Genomic DNA, 21,653 nt, shown 5'->3' on the forward strand with positions numbered 1-21,653 from the left:
GAATGGAATCAGCAAGTTACACCTCAATCAAGGAAGAACCTTTCAACAGAATAGGCCGAAAACAGCCATTGGGAAGAAGGGTGCTGGGCTCAGTAGATTTTTTGGGAAAAGAATATGAAAAACTATTTTGAACTATCTGAAAACAGATCCAAATGTTATTCAACGACAAGTGCACTCGGTCGTGAGTAGGGCTACGAGTCTGTATTCAAGGACTGCGCTGGTCGCGAAATAGTGGCGGAGAGACAGGGATTCGAACCCTGGGTGGGCTTGCACCCACAACGGTTTTCGAGACCGCCCCGTTCGACCACTCCGGCACCTCTCCGCGGGGGTCTGTGAGGGGGGGATTTAGTGAGGAACGAGCGGGGGTGCAAGTAGAAAATTCCTCAATTCACCGATACCTTGTTTTTCCATTGCCAGCAGCCGGAAAACGCCTAGGCTTTGAGGTATGACTTATTATCTGCGCCAACTTGTTTCACCGCTTCTGTTGTCAACTCTTGCTATGTGCTTTGCAGCGATGCCGTCGATGGCCGCGAACCGGGACCGGATCGAAGCTTTTTTGACCACCACTGGATTTGACGTGGCGCTTGAAAGCATAGCGCACGCGTCCGCCTCGGCCCCTCAGATGCTGGGCATCGACCCGGATGGTTTCGGGTCGGATTGGGCCCGCCTGACCGAAGAGGTTTTCGATACGAAAGACATGCACGAAACCGCTGTATCGATTCTGGAACAGACTTTGAGCGATGAAGCCCTGAATCACGCGGTCGAGTTTTATGCCTCGGATCTGGGACAACGGCTGGTCGTAGCTGAGAACGCCTCGCACATGAATGAAGATGACGACGCCAAGCAGGCTCAGGGGCAAAAAATTGTCTCAGAACTGATCAAGGATGGTTCGCCACGCGTCGAAAGTCTGAAGCGGATGAACCGTGCTGTCGATTCAAGTGGCACGTCGTTGCGGGCGTTGCAGGAGATTCAGGTGCGCTTTCTGCTGGCAGCCAGCGCTTCGGGCGTCATTGAGTTACAACTGAATGGTGACGAGCTGCGTGAGATGATGCGCGCGAACGAGGGCGAAATGCGCCGATCGCTGCAATTGTCGGCCCTGGCAGGGTCTGCCTACGCTTACCGCGACTTTTCCGACGCTGACGTGGATGCCTATGTCGACGCGCTCGAACAACCGCTTATGCAAGAGGTCTATGAACTGCTGAACGCCATTCAGTACGAAATCATGGCGATGCGCTTCGAGATTCTGGCGTCCCGAATGGCCGAATTGCGGCCCGCGCAGGACATTTAATGCGTCAGTTGATTGCCTCCGCCGCCGCCCTGACGATCTGGGCTTTTCCTGTTGACGCGAATGAACAGGTCGAACGTCTGACCCGTGCCCTGCATATGGGTGACGTCATGGAAATTCTGAGCCAAGAAGGCGTGATGCAAGGGCGTGAGCTGGATCAGGCGTTGCTGAGCGGGCAGGGTGGTACGTTCTTTCTGACCCAAGTCGAGGACCTGTACGATCCCAACTGGATGAAGGGCCAGATCGCTGAAGCATTTGAAACTGGCATGACGGACGCTCAGTTGGAGAGAGCGGCGATTTTCTTCGAAGGCGAACTTGGGCAGACCATAGTCTCGTTGGAGAACTCGGCTCGCCTTGCGTTTGCAGACGAAGCCGTCGAAGAGATCGCGCGTTTGACCTATGACCAAGTGGACCGATCGTCCGAGACCTTTCGATTGGTCGAGGAGTACATTCAGGTCAATGACCTGATCGAACAAAATGTGCAGAACTCTCTCAGCTCGGATTTCAACTTCTTCAAAGGGATTGCAGAAGGGCGCGGAGATCCGACTGATGACGGAGCCCTGCTGGCAGAGTTGTTGGCGCAGCAAGATGCCACCCATGCGGAAACCGAAAAATGGGTATTCTCATTCCTGCTGCTTGCCTATCAGCCGCTGGATCATGCGCAGATGCGCGAGAATATCGCTTTTTCCCGAACCGAAGCCGGAAAAGCGTTGAACATGGCCATTTTCGAAGGGTTCGACGCAATGTTTGACACCATTTCATATCGGCTGGGAAAAACAGTGGCACGGGCGCTGAATACGTCTGACCTTTGAACCGGGTTTTTGGTTGACTTTCATGAGCAAACTCAGGATAAGCGCGCATCCCGGCCGGAATCTCCGCGCCGGGTATCGTTATTATTTGACCTGAGGGGTTCGCTCCAAGGTCGTCACACAGCCCGAAAAGGGCGCGCTGTTCGAGGTGGCTGCGGCCAAAACGCCCGAAAGGGGACCACAGAACGCGGGTATGAAAAGGAAAGACGCATGTTTGCGGTCCTCAAGACTGGCGGCAAGCAGTACAAGGTTCAAGCGGGTGATATCCTCCGTGTTGAAAAGCTGGCTGCCGACGCAGGTGAAAAAGTTCAATTCAACGACGTACTGATGCTGGGCGGTGACGCACCAGTTGTCGGCGCGCCGTTTGTCGATGGTGCAGCCGTTCAGGCCGACGTGATCGAACAGATCAAAGGTGACAAGGTCATCAAGTTCGTCAAGCGCCGTCGTAAGCACAGCTCGAAGCGTACCGTTGGCCACCGTCAGAAACTGACTCTGGTCAAGATCACCGACATCCTGTCGTCGGGCGCTGACAAGTCGGGCATCAAAGCTGCAACCGGTTCGGCTCCGGCTGGCGAAGCTGCTCCGGCGGCGAAAAAGCCTGCCAAGAAAGCTGAAGCCAAAGCAGAGGCACCCGCCGCCGCTGCTGCCGCTGACGATCTGACCAAGCTGAACGGTGTCGGCCCTGCCGCTGCCAAGAAGCTGAATGAGGCCGGTATCGAGAGCTTTGCTGCTCTGGCCGCCTTATCGGACGAGCAGATTGCTGCTATCGAAACTGTCAAAGTGAAACCCGAATGGGTTGAGCAGGCCAAAGAGCTGGCCAAAGGCTAAGGAGAGAGAGAATGGCACATAAAAAAGCTGGCGGTTCCTCCCGTAACGGTCGCGACTCAGCTGGTCGTCGCCTTGGCGTGAAACTGTATGGTGGCCAGGCCGCCATTTCAGGCAACATCATCGTGCGTCAGCGCGGCACCAAGTTCTGGCCGGGCGAAGGCGTAGGCATGGGCAAGGATCACACGATCTTTGCAACCGTGGATGGCGCCGTGAAGTTCCACAAGGGGCTCAAAAACCGCACCTTTATTTCGGTCCTGCCAGTGGCGGAGGCCGCAGAGTAAGCCGAAACCCAGAAGGTTTAAGAAAAATTCATGGGGGACCGGCACAAAGTGCCGGTCCCCTTTCTCGTTTTAACACAGTTTTGATCCAACGCTCAGATGACAGTCGCAACCACCAGTTTCCTGATATTTGCCGCCAGCCAGGTCGGCACGCCGGGACCGGCCAACATGGTCCTGCTGGGTACGGGTGCGCGCTATGGTTTCCGGGCAGCGCTGCCGTTTGTGGCCGGCGTGATACTGGGCAAGCAGCTGATCATCTGGCCAGTGGGTTTTGGCCTGTTGCAGTTGGCTGGACAGGCGCCGATGATCTTTACTGTTCTGAAATACGCTTCAGCCGCATATATTTGCTGGCTCGCGTGGAAAATTGCCAACCTTCGACTCTCGCGGCGTGATAGCGCCGATGAGGTACCTGGGTTCTGGGCGGGGCTGATTGTGCATCCGCTTAATCCAAAGGCGTGGGCGATGATCATTGCAGGCTTTACCAGCTTTGTTGCCGTTGGGGCATCCAGCTTTGACGCAACGCTCACGATCGCTCTCTGTTTGTTGTTCTGTCAGGTTTTGCTGCATCCGATCTGGACGTTTGCCGGAGATAGAATTGCCCACGTGGTTGAAGGACGGCCTGTCGAAAAATATCTGATGTGGACATTAGCGGGTCTTACTGTTGCGTCCGTACTTTTTGTGTTGTTCGGAGGAGGAACGCATTCATGAAAATTGAAACAATAATAAATCAGCCGGTCATTGAAACCGAGCGGTTCGACCTGCGCCCTCTGCGCCGGTCGGATATGGGTCTGATTGAGTATTATGCAGGCGATGAGCGCGTGGCGCGCATGACCACTAGCATTGCGCATCCTTTGCCGCCGGGATCGGTCGAAGCATTTGTGACCCGTTCGATGGCGGACGACCGGGACGAAGATGTCTGGGTCATGGATGCAACCAAGGATGGTGGGCCTGAACTGATTGGTGTGATTTCACTCAAGAGGTTGGATCGCAACCAGTCCGAGGTCGGTTATTGGGTGGCGCCTATCTACTGGAACACGGGCATCGCATCGCAGGCAGTCGAAGCACTGGTTGCGGCGAATCCGCTTGAAAACGCGACGATGTTTGCCAGCGTATTTCAGGACAATCCGGCATCCGCCCGGGTTTTGACACACTGTGGGTTCGAATACCTTGGCGATGCCGAAAGCTATTCAGTGGCGCGCGATGCAAATGTGCCCACTTGGACGTACAGCAAAAAACTCTGACTTGTGGCCGATGGGGCCTTTGCAGTAGGGGACAGTCATGAAATTTCTCGATCTTGCAAAGGTCTACATCCGGTCCGGGGCCGGCGGTGGCGGGTGCGTCAGCTTTCGGCGTGAAAAGTACATTGAATACGGCGGTCCCGATGGCGGGGACGGCGGTAAAGGCGGGTCTGTTTGGGCCGAGGTTGTGGACGGGCTGAACACCCTGATCGACTTTCGTTACCAACAGCACTTTTTTGCCAAAAACGGCCAACCCGGTCGGGGTCAACAACGTACTGGCAAGGATGGCGATGACATCATCCTGCGCGTACCCGTCGGCACCGAAATTCTGGATGAAGACGAAGAGACCGTTATCTGCGACCTGACCGAAGTAGGTGAGCGCGTATTGCTGGCCAAAGGCGGCAATGGTGGCTTCGGAAACCTGCATTTTAAATCGGCGACCAACCAGGCGCCGCGCCGTGCAAATCCGGGGCAGGCGGGGATTGACCGTACTATTTGGTTGCGGCTGAAGCTAATCGCAGATGTGGGCCTGTTAGGCATGCCGAATGCCGGGAAATCGACTTTTCTAGCTGCAACGTCAAATGCGCGTCCGAAAATTGCCGACTATCCGTTTACCACTCTGCACCCCAACCTGGGCGTTGTCGGCGTGGACAATGTGGAATTCGTTGTGGCCGACATCCCCGGCCTGATCGAAGGTGCACATGAAGGTCGCGGCATCGGGGACCGCTTCCTGGGCCATGTCGAACGCTGCGCAGTTCTGCTGCATCTGGTCGATGGCACGTCTGAGACCGTGGCCGAGGACTACCGGACCATCATTCACGAGTTGGAAGCCTATGGCGGCGAACTGGCCGAGAAACCCCGGATCACCGTTCTGAACAAAGTCGACGCGCTGGATGACGAGGAACGCGAGCTGGCCAAGTCCGAACTGGAAGAGGCCGTCGGCGGCCCCGTCATGGCCATGTCGGGGGTTGCGCATCAAGGCGTAACCGAGGTCCTGCGCGCCCTGCGTGCGCAGATAGACGAAAACCGTCTGCGCCAGAAGCCCGCGGAGGAGGTGCAGCCGTGGCAACCCTGACCGCCGCGCGCCGCCTGGTCGTCAAGATTGGGTCTGCCCTATTGGTGGACCGGGAGACGGGCCTGTTGCGTTCGGACTGGCTGCATTCTCTTGCGCAGGACGTTGCCTGGCTAAAAGGGCAGGGAACGGATGTGGTTCTGGTCTCCTCCGGTTCAATCGCCCTGGGCCGCGGCGTGTTAGGCCTGCCTATGGCCGCGCTGCCGCTGGAGCAATCACAAGCGGCCGCTGCTGTTGGGCAAATCCGTTTGGCCCGCGCTTACGAAGAGGCGCTGACACCTTACGGCATCACCACTGCACAGGTTTTGGTCACTCTGGAAGATAGCGAGGACCGGCGGCGCTACCTGAACTCCCGTGCTACGCTGGAGACGTTGTTGGGACTGGGTGTCGTTCCGATTGTCAACGAAAACGATACTGTCGCCACGGATGAGATCCGGTACGGAGACAATGACCGCCTTGCCGCGCAAATTGCTGTGACTGTGGGCGCAGATCAACTGATCCTACTGTCAGACGTGGACGGGTTTTATTCAGGGAACCCAGCAACTGATCCAACGGCCACGCGCTACGACCAGATCGACGTCATTACGCCCGAGATAGAAGCGATGGCTGGCGACGCCGGCTCGGGGCTGTCCAAAGGTGGTATGAAAACCAAGTTGCTGGCTGGTAAAATGGCGATTGCTGCTGGTTGTGACATGGCCATTACCGAAGGTTCGCCGCACAACCCGCTGAAAACGCTTGAAAACGGTGCTAACTGCACTTGGTTTAATGCGACTCTGGACCCGCAAGCAGCCCGCAAGCGTTGGATATCTGCGATGAAACCTCGGGGTGAGATTACGGTCGACGACGGGGCTGCTTTGGCGCTGTCAAACGGTAAAAGCCTGTTGCCAGCCGGCATTGTCGAAGTGACGGGCGATTTCGGTCGGGGTGACCCGGTATCGATACTGGATTTGCAAGCTCGGCGTTTGGCGCAAGGTCTCAGTCGCTATACCGCGCAGGAAGCCTATGCAATCAAAGGTCGTAAGTCTTCGGAAATCGAAGCGACGCTTGGTTATCCCGGCCGCGCGGCTTTGGTTCATCGGGACGATCTTGCGCTGTGATGGACAGGTCGGCGAAATGGACGAACCTACAAGAAAGGCATATGACATGAAGGATTTCGACAATATCCCCGCCCTGATGGCCGATCTTGGGAAACGTGCCAAGGCAGCGTCGCAGGAGCTGGGCTTTGCCAATGCTGAACGCAAACATGCTGCTCTGATTGCTGCTGCGGAGGCCGTTTGGAATAATCGTGCACTGATCATTGAGGCAAACCAGAAAGATTTGGAGTTTGGCCGCGACAAGGGCCTCAGCCCAGCGATGATGGACCGCCTGATGCTGGACGAGACGCGCATTCAGGGCATGGTTGATGGTTTACGCACAGTTGCGGATCAGGCCGATCCTGTGGGCGAGGTGCTCGCAGAGTGGGACATGCCGTCCGGTCTGAACATTCAGCGTGTGCGTACACCTCTGGGTGTGATCGGAGTGATTTATGAAAGCCGCCCCAATGTGACAGCGGACGCTGGCGCGCTATGCCTGAAATCGGGCAACGCAGTCATCTTGCGTGGCGGGTCCGAGAGCTTCCATTCTTCGACCGCAATTCATGCCTGCCTGGTGGAAGGTTTGAAGGCCGCTAACCTTCCGGAAGATGCGATCCAACTGGTACCGACGCGCGATCGTGCGGCGGTTCAGGAATTGCTGACGATGACGGATTATGTGGACGTTATCGTTCCGCGTGGAGGCAAAGGTCTGGTCGGTCTTGTCCAGCGCGAGGCGAGAGTGCCGGTTTTCGCTCATCTGGAAGGCATCGTGCACATCTATGTCGACAAATCCGCCGATCCTCAGAAAACACTGGATGTGGTTTTGAACGCCAAAACCCGCCGGACAGGTATATGTGGTGCCGCCGAATGCCTGTTGGTACACGCGGAGATCGCGAACACATTGGGGCAGGACCTCATTGCGGCTCTGTTGGCTGCCGGGGTTGAGGTGCACGCTCAGGGCACGCTGGCTAGTGATGGAACGATTGCGGCATCAGACGCCGATTGGGGCAAGGAATTTCTGGATAGCATCATCGCGGCAAAACCGGTTGCGAATATTGATGAAGCGATTGCCCACATCCGGCAATACGGCTCAAACCACACTGACTGCATCATGACCGAAGACGGGCAGGCTGCAGCGCGGTTCTTTGAGCGACTGGACAGCGCGATCCTGATGCACAACGCATCGACGCAGTTCGCTGATGGTGGGGAGTTTGGAATGGGTGCCGAGATCGGAATCGCGACCGGGAAAATGCACGCGCGCGGACCTGTTGGAGCGGCCCAGTTGACCAGTTTCAAATATCTGGTGCGCGGAAATGGCACGACGCGCAGCTAGAACAGTTTAGAACCGGATTGCGACACGCGTTGTGGCCGTTTCTACGGCCACCGTCCGCCTCATTGACGCGGCCGTCTCTGGCAGAAGCGCAAACTGGACCTGTGCCGGTGTTACTTTTGTAGGGAAGCGCTTGCTGGTCAGGCCCTTCCACAAAGAGTTGTCCACCTTCAGCCTGTCCGCGGTTCCACTCACGAGCCAGGTGTCTCCCGTTGCAGCTATTTCGACTTCTCCACCCATAGGCATAGCGCTTTCGCAGCACAATAAAGCAAGAAACGCTAGCTTGACCTGATTACGCGGCATCGGCTCGGTCACATTCCAACGCACCCGGACACGGCTGGCCTGTTCGATATCCTTCAGCAAATTGTTCACCTCGGCGCGACCAAGAGGTTGATTGCCCGCCGCCCCAAAGGCCACACGGAAGAACCTGATCTTGGCGCCGGCGCTTCCAACACTGCCCGAGATCAGCTCCATTTCGGGCCCTTGCGACGCACCAACCATTTCCAACAGCTCAAGTCCGTTGGTGATTGCCCCGATCGGGCTGATCAGATCGTGGCAGATCCGAGAGCCGATCAACTCGGCCAGGTTGACGTTGGTGTCGCCCATGCGTACCTCCTGCTGTATCTGCCGCCGGACCGGAGCCCCTGTATGACAGACCTGAATGCCATTCTTGCACCGGGCATGTATGTCCGGCACCCGGATTTCCCAGATTGGGGCGTCGGACAGGTTCAGTCCAACATCGCGGGTAAGATCACCGTAAACTTTCGCGAGCAGGGGAAAGTGGTAATCGACGGGACACGCATAGCCCTGATGCCGGTCTTTGATCCGTGAAACTGGTTTAGAAAAGGTTAACATCGATGACCAGAGGTCATCATGTTGCCTTTGCCTGAAAAACTGCGATATCTGCCCAACAGATATCAAAGGATACAAGGTCCCGACATGCCGGACGCTGGCCCCTCGTTTACCATCCGCCTCGCCGAGACCGAGGATGAGCTGCGCGCGGCGCAACGCCTGCGCTACGACGTTTTCGTGCGCGAACTTGGTGGCGGAGGCGAGATGGTCGATCACGACGCCGAGCTCGAGCAGGACAGGTTCGACCCATATTTCGATCACATGCTGGCCTATGATGACGCGACGAGTGAAGTTGTTGGCGTTTACAGGCTGTTACCGGGCGAACGTGCTGCAAAACTGGGGCAGTTTTATTCCGAGGACGAGTACGATTTGACCGTTCTCAAGCAAAGCGGGCGACGGCTGCTAGAACTTGGGCGATCATGCCTGCACCCTGACTATCGGGGCGGTACAGCGATGTACCACCTTTGGAACGGACTGGCGGCCTATGTTGCTGAGCGTGGCATCGAAGTGCTGTTCGGAGTGGCCAGCTTTCACGGCACAAACGTTCAGGAACTGGCGCAGCCTCTGTCGATGCTGCATCACAACCATCTGGCTCCGCCCGACCTAAGGGTCAGGGCTCAGCCCGAAGTTTTTCAATCGATGAACCTCGTGGAGCCGGAAGATCTGGATCGCCGCTCCGCCATGGTACAGGTTCCGTCTTTAATCAAAGCTTATCTGAGGTTGGGCGGATTTGTGGGGGAGGGTGCGTTTATCGATCACGCGTTCAACACAACCGATGTTTGCCTGATCCTCGATACCGCGCGTATGAACGACAGGCAAAAGCGCATATATGGCGGAGCCTGAACAGGTGAACGATCCTTTGTGGAACAGTGAGAACGCACCAGACCGCGTCGAGTTGGGCGTTCTGGGTTGGATTCTCGTGGTCTTACGTGGGCTGCCTTTGGCTATTCTGGTCTTTGGTGGCCTGATTATTCTGTTGACAGTCCGGCTGATCGAGGCGCCGCTGTTTGGCATCCGTCGACCGGTCACGCCATTTATTTCGCAATTTGTCTGTCGCAATGCATTCCGAGTTTTGGGGATGGGGTTCCGAACCTCTGGAGAACTGATGCGAGAGCGTGGGGCCGTGGTCGCCAACCACACTTCGTGGCTGGATATATTTGCCTTGAATGCACGCAAGCGCGTCTATTTTGTTTCGAAAGCCGAAGTTGCGAAATGGCCAGGCATCGGGTGGCTCGCGCGGGCAACCGGCACAGTGTTCATAGAGCGAGATCGGAAAAAGGCGCGTGAGCAGACACAGGTTTTTGAAAACCGTCTGAAGGCCGGGCACAAGCTGTTGTTTTTCCCCGAAGGCACCTCGACCGATGGTTTGCGGGTTTTACATTTTAAATCAACGCTTTTCGCAGCGTTCTTCGCAGATGAACTGCGGGACTTCATGTATGTGCAGCCGGTCTCGGTCATTTTTCATGCGCCCGAAGGACAGCCCGAAAGATTCTATGGTTGGTGGGGTGATATGGACTTTGCGCCCCATCTGTTAAAGACGTTGGGCGCACGCAGGCAGGGTTCGGTCGAATTGATCTATCACTCGCCGGCGCGGGTCAGCGATTTCCCCAACCGCAAGGCACTTGCCTCCCATTGTGAAGAGGCGGTTCGTCATGCGCATGTGTTCGCGCGCCTCGAAAAATAAGGGCAATTGACCCTTGCACTACATGCGAACCTGCCGTATACGCGCGCCATTCAAACCCGCAGGCGGGGTTTGGCCTTTTTGAGGGAGACATCCTCATCAAGACCGCCGGTTGGAGCATCCGCTTCTTTCACCCCCGCCCAGGCGTAAACCGGAAAAGGAAAATAGCATGGCTCTTCCCGAGTTCACCATGCGTCAGCTGCTGGAAGCTGGCGTTCACTTTGGTCACCAGACACAGCGTTGGAATCCCCGCATGGGCCCGTTCATCTACGGCTCGCGCAATGGCATCCACATCATGGACCTGACCCAGACTGTTCCGATGCTGGACCAGGCGCTGCAGGCCGTTCGTGACACTGTCGCAAAAGGTGGCCGTGTTCTGTTCGTTGGTACCAAGCGTCAGGCAGCCCAGCCGATCGCAGACGCCGCTGAAAAGTCGGCCCAATACTACATGAACCACCGCTGGCTGGGTGGCACGCTGACCAACTGGAAAACCGTTTCCCAGTCGATCAACCGTCTGAACCAGATCGACGAAGCGATGGAATCGGGCGCCGAAGGCCTGACCAAGAAAGAGCGTCTGGGCATGGAACGTGACCAGACCAAACTGCAGGCATCGCTGGGCGGTATCCGCGAAATGGGCGGCGTTCCTGATCTGCTGTTCGTCATCGACGTCAAAAAAGAAGCACTGGCGATCGCCGAAGCCAACAAGCTGGGTATCCCGGTTGTGGCTGTGGTTGACACCAACTGCTCGCCCGATGGTGTCGACTACATCATCCCCGGCAACGACGACGCAGCCCGCGCCATCGCTCTGTACTGCGACCTGGCCGCACGTGCCGCTCTGGACGGTATGACCGCGCAGATGGGTGCCGCCGGTGTAGATCTGGGTGCCTTCGAGGAAGCGCCGGTTGAAGAAACCGTTGCGGAAGAAGCGCCCGCGGAAGCAGAAACACCTGCCGAAGCGTAAGCTGCCCGTCACGTAAATGACATATGGGGCAGGGTATGACCTGCCCCAATTCCGTTTGAATTGAGGAGAGCCAAAAGATGGCAATCACAGCAGCAATGGTTAAAGAACTGCGCGACTCGACCGGCGCAGGCATGATGGACGCGAAAAAAGCGCTGACCGAGACCAGCGGCAATATGGACGAAGCCGTTGACTGGCTTCGCACCAAAGGTTTGGCCAAAGCGGCCAAGAAATCCGGCCGTACCGCAGCAGAAGGCCTGGTCGCCGTGCACGTTGACGGCGGCAATGGCGTCGCGGTCGAAGTGAACTCGGAAACCGACTTCGTTGCGAAGAACGCCGAATTCCAGGAAATGGTTGGCAAGATCGCCTTTGCAGCCGAAGGCGTCGAAAACGTCGAAGCTCTGCTGGCGGCTGATCTGGGCGGCAAGTCCGTTGCTGACACCCTGACCGACAAGATCGCCACCATCGGCGAGAACATGTCGGTGCGCCGTATGGCCAAGCTGTCGGGCGACACCGTTGTGTCCTACGTCCATAACGCAGCCACCAACGGCATGGGTAAAATCGGTGTTCTGGTTGCACTGTCGGGTGGTGACGAAACCATCGGTAAGCAGATTGCAATGCACATCGCAGCTGTGAACCCGGCCGCTCTGTCCGAGGCGGACATGGATCCGGCGGTTGTCGAGAAAGAAAAGCAGGTCCAGATGGACATCGCCCGCGAATCCGGCAAGCCGGAGCAGGTGATCGAAAAGATGATCGTTGGCCGCATGAAGAAATTCGTCGCCGAATCGACTCTGCTGAACCAGTCCTTCGTTGTGAACCCTGACCTGACCGTTGAAGCAGCGGCCAAAGAAGCAGGCGCAACCATCACCGGCTTTGTCCGTCTGGAGGTTGGCGAAGGCATCGTGGTCGAAAAAGAAGACTTCGCAGCGGAAGTCGCCAAAGCAGCTCAAGGCTAAAAAGTTCCGCTGCCCTGTTAAGGTCCGCAGAAACTAAAACCAAAGCAACCGGTTACGCGTCGCGCGTAGCCGGTTTTTTTGCGTGTTTTCGCAATACGAAGATAACTAAGTTCTTGGAGAGAGATTGAGGGGCCCCGCATGATGGGGATGGTCGAGGCCCCCCAAAATTTCCGACCCAGGTACGTGGACGAATAGACGCCCCTGAGACAGACCGATCGGAGAGCCCTGATATAGCAAAGATCCGATCAAATGTTCCCTGGCTAAAGCCACCACTCACGGAACAGTACTACTTTGCAATTTTCAGTGCGGATTTGGAAAGTAATGATTTCCTTACCTAAGGTAAACTGACGCCGTTTTGCGTCAAAATCGAAGCCGTCACACTTCCATGACGAACATCTGGTTTTGCAACGAAGCCTTGAGAACGGCCTGTGCTGTCGTTTCAACACACAGCGACTCTCGCGCCAGGCGAAGATGCTTTTCAACCGTGGCAGCTGTAAGCCCCATCAGCAGTGCGATGTCCTGCGTTGTCTTGCCATCGCCTACCCATTCCAAGGCTTCGCGCTGGCGTTTGGTCAAAGCTCTGTTTGGGGCGTTGTAGGGCAGGGTGAGGATTTTGAGGTGGGCCATATTGTTCATCAGCAATATGTCATCGCCATGCTCATCCCAGACGGCGTCTACCTCGTCTTGCGACATGTCCCCATAGTGGGCCATCGAAATGGCACCCTTCGAGCGTGCAGAGACCGATGTGAAGCTGATCGTGAAGCCAACAGTCGCACCTTTGGACTTGTTAAACTCGTAAACCTGCTGCTCCTGAGGCGTCATGGTCCCGCTGGACATTGCCTCTTGAATCATGCGCCAGCTCGCGGCGCCTTCGTTTTGCAACGCCCATTTTAGCATCGGGGCATGGAAATACAGGCCAGACCGCAGGAACCCGTCCAGGTATTCCTTGCAGTGATTGGTCAGGATAACAAAGTCCTCTGGATCGCCCAGCGAAGTTTCAGTCCTGTACTGCGTATACCCATACAGCAGCCGGTCAAAACCGTATTTGGCCATCTGCCGGCAGTGTGCATCCCATAGCTCTTCCAGCGTCTTGGCGTAGCTTAAAAAGTTGAGATACTCGTTGAGGTTCATCCCGCGTTCTCCTCTGCGAGATGCGTGGCCAGCGCATCCAATGCCATCACATAGCTTTGGGCCCCAAACCCACAAATCTGACCGACTGCAACCCGAGCGATATAAGATTTGTGGCGAAATTCTTCCCGGGCGTGGATGTTCGACAGGTGTACTTCTACAACTGGAACCTGCGCCGAGGAGATCGCATCCATCAAAGCAACCGACGTATGCGTGTAGGCACCAGCGTTTAGCACGATACCGTCCTGCGTTCCGCGGGCTTCATGGATCGCATCTATCAGCGCGCCCTCGTGGTTGGATTGGAAATGCGTGATGTGCTGCCCCAGAGATCCACCGTGGGCCTGGCACAGATCTTCGATCATTTTAAGGGTCGTACGACCGTATACCTCCGGTTGACGTGTCCCCAGAAGGTTCAGATTCGGACCATTCAAAACCAGGATGTTCTGCATTTCTCACTATCCCCATGTCCTATTTTCATAAACCTGATTACAAGTAGCGTCCAGCCACCTCTGCTCTTATGAGGCGAGCAATGATACCTTATGTTGTCCTGTTACTAGGGTCAGGGATGTAAAGTTAATCACATATCGTCAGTATTGATCACAACTTAGCCGAGTAGTTGGCCTTGAATTGAGGTTTGAAATCAGCGGGTGAAATTGGTTCCAGGCCTTCTTTGCCATCCGTCATGACGCAGAGTAACGCCCAAGCGTGCATCTCTCACTCTTGCTTAGCGACGCCAAAAGCGTTGGATTATTGCCACATGCTATCTAGGCCGCGGCCCCGGAACTACAGTGCGTAGAATCAGTACACGGAAATCCGGCTTGGCGAGGGGGGACAAAATGACACCAGAGACATTGTTTTCACTTCAGGGAAAGACTGCGCTGGTGACAGGTGGCGCAACCGGAATCGGCCGAATGGCAGCCGAGGCTCTGGTACGTGCAGGCGCGGATGTTCTGATAGCCTCCCGTAAGGGAGATGCCTGCAAAGAGGTCGCGGCCGAGCTGAACGCCCTTGATGCATCTGGTTCGGCCGAAGGGTTCTCTGGTGATATCGGAAGCGAGGCGGGCATTGATGCACTTGTGTCCGAGGTGAATAGTCGAACTCAAGCGCTTGATATTTTATTGAACAATGCGGGTGTTACCTGGGGCGCGCAGCTGGGGCAATTCCCCTATGACGCGTGGGACAAAGTGATGTCGGTAAATGTTGCCGGCGTGTTCGACCTGACCCAAAAGCTGCTGCCATTGATGACAAAAACCGCCTCCGGAGACGACCCTGCACGCGTGGTCAATGTTGCATCGGTTATGGGCGAGGCGCCCATGGGTGACGGGGCCTACAGCTACTCGGCCTCAAAGGCGGCCGTTATTCACCTGACGAAAATCATGGCCAAGGAGCTTGCGCCGCACAGGGTGACCGTCAATGCGATTGCCCCAGGGCCGTTTGTCTCAAGAATGACTGCGTTTGCAACTGAGGACCTGACCAAACGTGAAAAGGTTGGCAAGGCGGTTCCGCTCGGTCGGGTGGGAAGAGAGGACGACATTGGCGGGTGCGTGTTGTTCCTATGCGGGCGCGGCGGTAGCTATGTCACTGGCGCTGTCATACCTGTGTCTGGTGGGATCAACGTGCAAAGCGGCGGAAATATTTTCGCCGATGCTCTTTAGCCGGCGATACTTAGATTAGTTCAGATAGTCCCTGAGGTAGCCAATGGATATCAAGGAAAATGAATTGGATCTGAGCGCTGTAGACGCCTATCTTAAGGGAGAGATTGCTGGCTACAATGGCCCGCTTCAAGCTACCAAATTTCCGTTTGGCCAATCCAACCCGACATACCTGCTGCGAACGCCCGACAAAAGCTACGTGTTACGCCGGAAACCCTCCGGTGTTCTCTTGAAATCCGCCCACGCAGTCGATCGAGAGTTTCGGGTGCAAAAGGCACTGGCTGACAGCAAGGTTCCGGTACCCGCCGTGTACGTCCTGTGCGAAGACGATAGTGTCATTGGGTCAGCATTTTATGTGATGCAGCATTTGCAAGGGCGGATCTTTCCGGAACCCACTATGCGGGGCGAGGACAACAAGACGCGGGCAGGGGTTCTGGATGAGATGAACCGCGTCCTTGCTGAACTGCATAAGGTGGATATTAATACTGCCGGCCTGTCCGACTTTGGCCCGCCCGGGAACTACTTTGAACGCCAGATCACCCGGTGGGCGAAACAGTACCGTGCATCAGAGACGACCAAGATTGCGGATATGGACGCCTTGATCTTGGCGTTGGAGACCGCAATCCCGCCCGATGACGGGCAGAGAACACTGGTTCATGGCGACTTCCGCATCGACAACCTGATCTTCGAGCAAGACAGTACGCGCTGCATCGGCGTATTGGATTGGGAGCTGTCCACAATCGGTCATCCCTTTGCCGACCTGGGCGCCGTAATAATGCAATGGCAAATGCCGCCTGGAACAGAAGGACGTGGTTTGTCTGGGATCGACCGCGGCAGTCTCGGCCTACCGACAGATCAGCAGTTTATTGCGGATTATTGCGCGCGTCGGGGGCTTTGTGGGATCGACAATTTTGGGTTCTACCTTGCTTTCAACTTCTTTCGGATGGCGGGTATTTTGCAAGGGGTCTACAAACGAGCGCTGGACGGCAATGCGTCCGACCCGGACCGGGCCCGAGCGTTCGGGTCTTATGTGCCTCTGTTTGCGGGGCAGGGCTTGAGCGCACTGAAGTCTTAATCGGACTGCGAGAGTTCCAGCTCCAGATTTCCCAGACTATTTTTGCCAAAGAACATTTCGGCACCCGCGAACATTGTGGGCACGCCAAAAACGCCATTTCGAACTGCCAGTTTGGTCTGGTCTTTCAGCTGTTGCTTGACGTTGCCATCACCCAGCGCTGTCCGAATTTTTCGTGCAGGCAGCCCACCTTCCTGCACTACGTCCATTAGAACACTCAGGTCATCGATCTTTTGACCGTGCACCCAGATCGCATCAAATACTGCATCTATATATTTGTTTTCCCAAGATTTACCCTGCGCGTACACCGCGCCACGCATTGCAAATTTGGTATTCGGAGGGAAATGCGGGTTCATGTGAAAATTGATTCCACGACGACGAGCAAAACGGTGTAGGTCATGGGTGAGATAGGCGGTTTTCTGGCGATTTTCGGAAAAGGCCTCAAACGGGCTTTGGTTGTTTGTGGCCTTGAAGACTATGCTCAGAAGTACCGGATGATAGCCCAGCACCATGTCTCGTCGTTTCGCCAGGTCTGGCAAGACCTTGTGGGCCAGATAGGCATTTGGACTGCAGAAGTCATACATAAAAACAATACGTTGCGTCATGTTTCTTCTCCTGTCAGGAAAGTACAGGGCCGAATCTAATCATTCTTCAGTTTAGCAGCCCCTACGTGTCACCTCAGTGATTTCCGTGAAGCTCTGCGGTTTTCTGCTGTCGTTTCACAAGACGTCGCGGCAGTATCGGCGAAAGACATCAAAACGGAGCGAATATATGGGGTTTGATCCAACAGCACTGACGCATATTCGCGATTGGATGCACCGTTATGTCGATCAACGGAAGTATGCGGGCAGTTCGCTGCTGGTGAAGCAAAAAGAGCAGGAGGCCTTCTTCCATAGCTGCGGTTTTCGAGACGTCGAGAACAACCTACCGTTTGAACGGGACACGCTTGTGCGGATCTATTCAATGACCAAGCCTGTCACGTCCGTCGCCCTTATGATGCTGGCCGAGCGTGGGTTACTTCATCTGGACGCACCCGTCTCCGAATTTATTCCAGAGTTTCAAGATATGCAGGCGCTAATCCCTGGTGCGGATCGTCTGGACCAGACAGAAGACGCGCCAACGCCGACCCTGCATCAGTTGCTGACACACACCAGCGGCCTTAGCTATCCCTTCAACCCCGGCCTTTTGCCACAGGAAATGGATGCGCGGGATCTAATTTTTTCGCCAAATCAGGGCCCCTTGGTCGATCGAATTAAAGTTCTTTCCAAATTGCCTTTGGCGTTTCTGCCGGGAACACGCTGGGAATATTCGGTCGGTATCGACGTCATTGGCCGTTTAATCGAAGTAGTGTCCGGTCAGTCATTGAACCAGTTCTGCGCCGAGCGGATTTTCGAGCCGTTGAATATGCAGGAAACCGGATTTTCGGTGCCTCTGGGGGCAGGGAGCAGGTTTGCCTCACTCTATACACCGCTTGAAGGTGATGCGATGGCCTTGAACGCCGCCAGACAAGGTGGCGACACTTTGCGCTTGGTCGATGCGGCTGGGGAGTCTCCGTTCGAAAATACCACCACCTTTTCCGGTGGCGGAGGTTTAGTGAGCACGATTGACGACTACAGTCGCTTTGCAGAGATGTTGCGGAACTTGGGTACTGGAAACGGTGTTCGGTTATTGGGGCCAAAAACTGTAAAATTCATGATGTGCAACCATTTACCCGGCGATATTGCCTCGATGGGGCCGCAGAGTTTTGCGGAACAGCCGATGCAAGGCACTGGGTTCGGGATCGGAGGTTCAGTGATATTGGAACCAGGCCGATTGGGCGCGCCGTGCTCAGTTGGTGACTTTGGCTGGGGCGGTATGGCCTCAACCTTTTTCTGGATCGATGTGGTCAACGACCTGACGGTCGTATTCTATACCCAGCTTTCGCCGTCCAGTTCATACCCGTCGCGGGCAGAACTCAGGTCGCTTGTTCTCGGCGCGATGGTTGAATGACAGACGCTGTGTTGATACCCGAGACTTGCTGAAGACCGGAGACACCTTCATGACCGAAGCCGAACGCATTCTGCTGGATCTGCTGAACATAGAACGGCTGGAGGTAGACCTGTTTCGCGGAACAGGATCTGGAGGCGAAACACCGACGCGGATTTTCGGAGGGCAAGTGGTCGCTCAGGCACTTGCCGCGGCCTATAGGACAGTTGAGGACCGCTTGTGTCATTCCCTGCATGCTTACTTCATACGCCCAGGAGATCCTGATATTCCTGTTATATATCAGGTTGATAGGGCGCGAGATGGAGGTTCGTTCACAACCCGGCGTGTGGTCGCCATCCAGCACGGGAAACAGATTCTGAACATGTCAGCTTCGTTTCACGTTCAAGATAACGGTTGGGACCACCAGCATCCGATGCCCGACGTTTCTGCCCCTGAGTTCCATCCGTCGCGAGACGAATTGCGGCAGAAATATCTGCCGCGCGTCCCAGATAAATTACGGTCGGAATTGCTGCGTGAGCGACCGATTGAAGTGCGCGAAATTGAACCTTTAGATGTGTTTACGCCAAAAAGGGCGGATGACCGCAACAGTCTTTGGTTTCGGATGGCAGCGGCAGATACCGCCGATACCGTCACTCAGCATCTGTTGTTGGCGTATGCCTCAGACATGAGTCTGTTGAGCTCTGGTATGCGGCCGCACGGCCTGAGTTGGTTTTCTGGTGAAATCAACGGAGCCAGCCTGGATCACGCCATTTGGTTCCATGCACCGGTCCAATTTCAGAACTGGCATCTTTATACGATGGAATCTCCATGGACCGGGAATGGCCGCAGCTTCAACCGCGGTTCGATTTACGCTCAAGATGGTTCTTTGGTTGCATCAGTTACACAGGAAGGTTTGTTACGTCCGTCGCGTTAAAATTAAAGTGTCGCGCTTAAGTTACTGACTGCATTGATGTTGCGGTCATTAAGAGCGTTGCGATTAACCTGATTACCAACTAGGTTCCATTATTACCATAATACCAATTACACGCATAATGGATCCTCATGCTTGGTTTTGTACAAACCCGGTAAAATGGCGTATTGGGTCGAACACTGCAGTGGTTGAAACAAGCAGCATCCGACCAGAGTGTTGCCAAAGACATGCCTCTCGCCGAGTAGCACGGCTATTCTGCTTTGCACGATCAGCGTTGCCTAAATGCCCATTACCAAATGCTGGGTCAATAAAACGCCTGTAACCCGGTTTGAGCCCGCCCCAGAATCAAGGCGTGCACATCATGCGTGCCCTCATAGGTGTTCACTGTCTCCAGGTTGATCATGTGCCGAACGACATGGAACTCCAGTGAAATTCCGTTGCCGCCATGCATGTCACGCGCCATCCGCGCGATCTCGAGCGCCTTACCGCAATTGTTGCGTTTGACGATCGAAATCATCTCTGGTGCAGCCTCTGCCTGATCCATCAGGCGACCAACACGCAGGCTGGCCTGCAACCCCAGCGCGATCTCTGTCTGCATGTCCGCCAGCTTTTTCTGATAGAGCTGTGTTTGAGCAAGCGGTCGATTGAACTGTTTGCGATCAAGACCATATTGACGCGCGGCATGCCAGCAACTCTCTGCGGCCCCCATGGTGCCCCAGCTGATGCCGTACCGCGCGCGGTTCAAACACCCGAACGGACCTTTGAGACCCTGAACATGGGGCAGCAACGCGTCCTCGCCCACCTCAACTCCATCCAGAACGATCTCACCTGTGATCGAGGCGCGCAGGCTCAGCTTGTTCTCGATCTTTGGCGCGCTCAGGCCTTTAGTACCCTTGTCCAGGACAAAACCCCGGATTTTTCCGTCATGTGCATCGGATTTGGCCCAGATGACGAACACATCGGCAATCGGAGAATTGGAGATCCACATCTTGCTGCCGGTCAGCCGGTAGCCGCCTTCAATCTTTTCAGCGCGTGTTTTCATTCCGGCAGGATCGGACCCTGCATCCGGTTCCGTCAGCCCGAAACAACCGATCCATTCTCCGCTCGCCAGTTTCGGAAGGTATTTCTTCCGCTGTTCCTCGGTTCCATAAGCATAGATCGGGTACATCACCAGCGAACTTTGAACCGACATCATTGAACGATAGCCGGAATCCACACGCTCGACCTCGCGCGCGACCAGGCCATAGGTGACATATCCGGCACCAATGCCGCCATACTCTTCGGGAATGGTGGTTCCCAGCAGGCCCATCTGACCCATTTCGCGGAAAATCTCGGGATCTGTTTCCTCGTTCTGAAACGCTTGGGTGATACGCGGTTGCAGCTTTTCCTGAGCGTAGCTGCGTGCGCTCTCGGCGATCAAACGCTCGTCTTCTTCGAGCTGGTCTGACAAACGAAACGGATCGTCCCAGGCAAAAGCTCCCAAGTCTGGGGCATCCTTGGCTCGTAGAGTTGGTTTGACGTCGTGCACGGTCATGGCATTTCTCCCGCTGAGGCAGTTTTCCCCAACCTAATCTGAGTTTCTTGCAAAAAACAGCGAGACTTTTTCACAGTTACATGACTAAAACGCATAGATGAGAACCCGACGGCCTGCTCTTCCACCGATTTCCGCCCTGCGAGCACTAGAAGCGCTCGATCGATTGGGTTCGGCGTCAGCTGTAGCTGATGAAATGGCTCTGACCCAAAGTGCTGTTAGTCGACAACTTCAGACACTTGAGGCGCAATTGGGGGCGGAACTGGTTAGCAGAGACCGTAAGCGGTTGTCTCTGACGCAGGTCGGGCAGGATTATGTTCAGGAAATTCGACCCGCTCTATCTCAGATCGCACAGGCCGCGTTAAAGCTTCACGTTGCACCAGTCGGAGGGATGGTAAACCTAGCCATCTTGCCCACGTTCGGGATGCGCTGGTTGGTTCCCCGCCTGCCCGATTTTGCACGTCGTCACCCCGACATTACGATTAACATGACAACACGGCTGCGACCGTTCAGCTTTGCCGCGGAACCATTTGATGCGGCTTTGCATTTTGGGGAACCCGACTGGCCCGGGACGGATCGTCTGCTGTTACAAGTTGAAAGGGTCATTCCCGTTTGTTCGCCCGACCTGCTGCCCCACGGTACTCCGGCCTCGCCCCGGGAATTGCTGAAACTACCACTGCTGCATATTCAGACGCGCCCGCGCGCTTGGCAGGATTGGTTCGGGCAACTGGGTGTAGAACACCCTGAGCCCCTGCCCGGCACCGTCCACGACCAATTCACGACGATCAATCAGGCCGCTCTACACGGGTTGGGTGTTGCCCTGTTGCCGAACTATCTGGTTGAACAGGACTTGGCTACGGGTCAGCTGATGGCCGCGTTTTCCGATAGCGTCGAAACTCTGGGTGCCTACTACCTTGTCTGGCCGCGGGAAAAATCCGAGGACACCACATTGCGACAGTTCCGGCACTGGCTCTCCTCGCAAGCGCAAAGCGAAGAGACCCTGCCCCGTTAACT

Annotated in this window: 24 protein-coding genes and 1 tRNA gene; 19 read left to right on the top strand and 6 right to left on the bottom strand. The window is 55.6% G+C overall.

Going from position 1 to position 21,653, the window contains the following annotated elements; genetic code table 11:
• Positions 1 to 232 precede the first annotated feature (232 nt).
• Positions 233 to 322 (bottom strand) — tRNA-Ser (locus AC2TCY_RS12925).
• Between the two features lie 123 nt (positions 323 to 445).
• On the opposite strand from AC2TCY_RS12925, the gene AC2TCY_RS12930 reads away from it, so the two are divergent.
• From AC2TCY_RS12930 to AC2TCY_RS12970, 9 genes are all read left to right on the top strand, one after another.
• The gene (locus tag AC2TCY_RS12930) at positions 446 to 1,288 is read left to right on the top strand and encodes a DUF2059 domain-containing protein (RefSeq protein WP_480847875.1); all 843 of its coding nucleotides are present in this window, start codon (positions 446 to 448) and stop codon (positions 1,286 to 1,288) included.
• Entirely contained in the window at positions 1,288 to 2,097 is an 810-nt protein-coding gene (locus tag AC2TCY_RS12935) for a DUF2059 domain-containing protein (RefSeq protein WP_480847876.1), read from the top strand. Before AC2TCY_RS12930 ends, AC2TCY_RS12935 begins: the two co-directional genes overlap by 1 nt.
• 207 nt (positions 2,098 to 2,304) lie before the next feature.
• Entirely contained in the window at positions 2,305 to 2,922 is a 618-nt protein-coding gene (locus tag AC2TCY_RS12940; RefSeq protein WP_480847877.1) for a 50S ribosomal protein L21, read from the top strand.
• A gap of 11 nt (positions 2,923 to 2,933) precedes the next feature.
• On the top strand, positions 2,934 to 3,203 hold the full coding sequence (gene rpmA, locus AC2TCY_RS12945; RefSeq protein WP_058271644.1) for a 50S ribosomal protein L27: 270 nt from the start codon (positions 2,934 to 2,936) through the stop codon (positions 3,201 to 3,203).
• A gap of 96 nt (positions 3,204 to 3,299) precedes the next feature.
• Positions 3,300 to 3,908 carry a LysE family translocator gene (locus AC2TCY_RS12950; protein WP_480847878.1) on the top strand — a complete coding sequence of 203 codons (609 nt, stop codon included), beginning with the start codon at positions 3,300 to 3,302 and terminating at the stop codon, positions 3,906 to 3,908.
• Positions 3,905 to 4,441 (top strand): GNAT family N-acetyltransferase, encoded by a 537-nt coding sequence (locus AC2TCY_RS12955; protein WP_480847879.1) that lies wholly within the window; start codon positions 3,905 to 3,907, stop codon positions 4,439 to 4,441. The genes AC2TCY_RS12950 and AC2TCY_RS12955 overlap by 4 nt, the downstream gene beginning before the upstream one ends.
• Before the next feature lie 37 nt (positions 4,442 to 4,478).
• Positions 4,479 to 5,513, top strand: a complete 1,035-nt coding sequence (gene obgE, locus AC2TCY_RS12960) for a GTPase ObgE (RefSeq protein ID WP_480847880.1) — start codon at positions 4,479 to 4,481, stop codon at positions 5,511 to 5,513.
• Entirely contained in the window at positions 5,501 to 6,607 is a 1,107-nt protein-coding gene (proB, locus tag AC2TCY_RS12965; protein ID WP_480847881.1) for a glutamate 5-kinase, read from the top strand. Before obgE ends, proB begins: the two co-directional genes overlap by 13 nt.
• 46 nt (positions 6,608 to 6,653) lie before the next feature.
• Positions 6,654 to 7,916, top strand: coding sequence for a glutamate-5-semialdehyde dehydrogenase (locus AC2TCY_RS12970; protein ID WP_480848280.1), 1,263 nt, complete (start codon positions 6,654 to 6,656; stop codon positions 7,914 to 7,916).
• A 6-nt stretch (positions 7,917 to 7,922) separates the two neighbouring features.
• On the opposite strand, the gene AC2TCY_RS12975 is transcribed toward AC2TCY_RS12970, so the two are convergent.
• On the bottom strand, positions 7,923 to 8,519 hold the full coding sequence (locus tag AC2TCY_RS12975) for a histidine phosphotransferase family protein (protein WP_480847882.1): 597 nt from the start codon (positions 8,517 to 8,519) through the stop codon (positions 7,923 to 7,925).
• Positions 8,520 to 8,561: 42 nt separating this feature from the next.
• Here AC2TCY_RS12975 and AC2TCY_RS12980 point away from each other — a divergent pair, with 42 nt between their 5' ends.
• The 5 genes from AC2TCY_RS12980 to tsf all read left to right on the top strand — a co-directional run bounded on the left by AC2TCY_RS12980 (position 8,562) and on the right by tsf (position 12,360).
• On the top strand, positions 8,562 to 8,744 hold the full coding sequence (locus AC2TCY_RS12980) for a DUF3553 domain-containing protein (protein ID WP_008756567.1): 183 nt from the start codon (positions 8,562 to 8,564) through the stop codon (positions 8,742 to 8,744).
• A 108-nt stretch (positions 8,745 to 8,852) separates the two neighbouring features.
• The gene (gene olsB, locus AC2TCY_RS12985) at positions 8,853 to 9,608 is read left to right on the top strand and encodes an L-ornithine N(alpha)-acyltransferase (protein ID WP_480847883.1); all 756 of its coding nucleotides are present in this window, start codon (positions 8,853 to 8,855) and stop codon (positions 9,606 to 9,608) included.
• Entirely contained in the window at positions 9,595 to 10,449 is an 855-nt protein-coding gene (olsA, locus tag AC2TCY_RS12990) for a lyso-ornithine lipid O-acyltransferase (RefSeq protein ID WP_480847884.1), read from the top strand. The genes olsB and olsA overlap by 14 nt, the downstream gene beginning before the upstream one ends.
• Positions 10,450 to 10,615: 166 nt before the next feature.
• On the top strand, positions 10,616 to 11,407 hold the full coding sequence (rpsB, locus tag AC2TCY_RS12995) for a 30S ribosomal protein S2 (RefSeq protein WP_480847885.1): 792 nt from the start codon (positions 10,616 to 10,618) through the stop codon (positions 11,405 to 11,407).
• Positions 11,408 to 11,484: 77 nt separating this feature from the next.
• Positions 11,485 to 12,360 carry a translation elongation factor Ts gene (gene tsf, locus AC2TCY_RS13000; protein WP_480847886.1) on the top strand — a complete coding sequence of 292 codons (876 nt, stop codon included), beginning with the start codon at positions 11,485 to 11,487 and terminating at the stop codon, positions 12,358 to 12,360.
• A 375-nt stretch (positions 12,361 to 12,735) separates the two neighbouring features.
• Here tsf and AC2TCY_RS13005 read toward each other — a convergent pair whose 3' ends face one another.
• Complete coding sequence (locus AC2TCY_RS13005) at positions 12,736 to 13,491, bottom strand: helix-turn-helix transcriptional regulator (protein WP_480847887.1); 756 nt, start codon at positions 13,489 to 13,491, stop codon at positions 12,736 to 12,738.
• Entirely contained in the window at positions 13,488 to 13,937 is a 450-nt protein-coding gene (gene aroQ, locus AC2TCY_RS13010; RefSeq protein WP_480847888.1) for a type II 3-dehydroquinate dehydratase, read from the bottom strand. The genes AC2TCY_RS13005 and aroQ overlap by 4 nt, the downstream gene beginning before the upstream one ends.
• 387 nt (positions 13,938 to 14,324) lie before the next feature.
• Between aroQ and AC2TCY_RS13015 the strand changes: the two genes are divergently transcribed.
• Positions 14,325 to 15,143: an SDR family NAD(P)-dependent oxidoreductase gene (locus AC2TCY_RS13015; protein ID WP_480847889.1), complete on the top strand. Its 819-nt coding sequence runs from the start codon at positions 14,325 to 14,327 to the stop codon at positions 15,141 to 15,143.
• 43 nt (positions 15,144 to 15,186) lie between these two features.
• A complete protein-coding gene (locus AC2TCY_RS13020; RefSeq protein ID WP_480847890.1) occupies positions 15,187 to 16,215 on the top strand; it encodes a phosphotransferase family protein in 1,029 nt (342 codons plus the stop codon).
• Here AC2TCY_RS13020 and AC2TCY_RS13025 read toward each other — a convergent pair.
• Positions 16,212 to 16,817, bottom strand: a complete 606-nt coding sequence (locus AC2TCY_RS13025) for a DsbA family protein (RefSeq protein ID WP_480847891.1) — start codon at positions 16,815 to 16,817, stop codon at positions 16,212 to 16,214. The two genes, AC2TCY_RS13020 and AC2TCY_RS13025, sit on opposite strands and share 4 nt — an antisense overlap.
• Before the next feature lie 166 nt (positions 16,818 to 16,983).
• Here AC2TCY_RS13025 and AC2TCY_RS13030 point away from each other — a divergent pair, with 166 nt between their 5' ends.
• Both AC2TCY_RS13030 and AC2TCY_RS13035 read left to right on the top strand, forming a co-directional pair.
• On the top strand, positions 16,984 to 18,201 hold the full coding sequence (locus AC2TCY_RS13030) for a serine hydrolase domain-containing protein (RefSeq protein WP_480847892.1): 1,218 nt from the start codon (positions 16,984 to 16,986) through the stop codon (positions 18,199 to 18,201).
• Between the two features lie 49 nt (positions 18,202 to 18,250).
• Complete coding sequence (locus tag AC2TCY_RS13035) at positions 18,251 to 19,111, top strand: acyl-CoA thioesterase (protein WP_480847893.1); 861 nt, start codon at positions 18,251 to 18,253, stop codon at positions 19,109 to 19,111.
• A 301-nt stretch (positions 19,112 to 19,412) separates the two neighbouring features.
• On the opposite strand, the gene AC2TCY_RS13040 is transcribed toward AC2TCY_RS13035, so the two are convergent.
• Entirely contained in the window at positions 19,413 to 20,642 is a 1,230-nt protein-coding gene (locus AC2TCY_RS13040) for an acyl-CoA dehydrogenase (protein ID WP_480847894.1), read from the bottom strand.
• 97 nt (positions 20,643 to 20,739) lie between these two features.
• Here AC2TCY_RS13040 and AC2TCY_RS13045 point away from each other — a divergent pair, with 97 nt between their 5' ends.
• The gene (locus AC2TCY_RS13045; RefSeq protein ID WP_480847895.1) at positions 20,740 to 21,651 is read left to right on the top strand and encodes a LysR family transcriptional regulator; all 912 of its coding nucleotides are present in this window, start codon (positions 20,740 to 20,742) and stop codon (positions 21,649 to 21,651) included.
• The last annotated feature ends 2 nt before the right edge of the window (positions 21,652 to 21,653 follow it).

The sequence above is a fragment of the Ruegeria sp. HKCCD7181 genome (genome assembly GCF_057221055.1).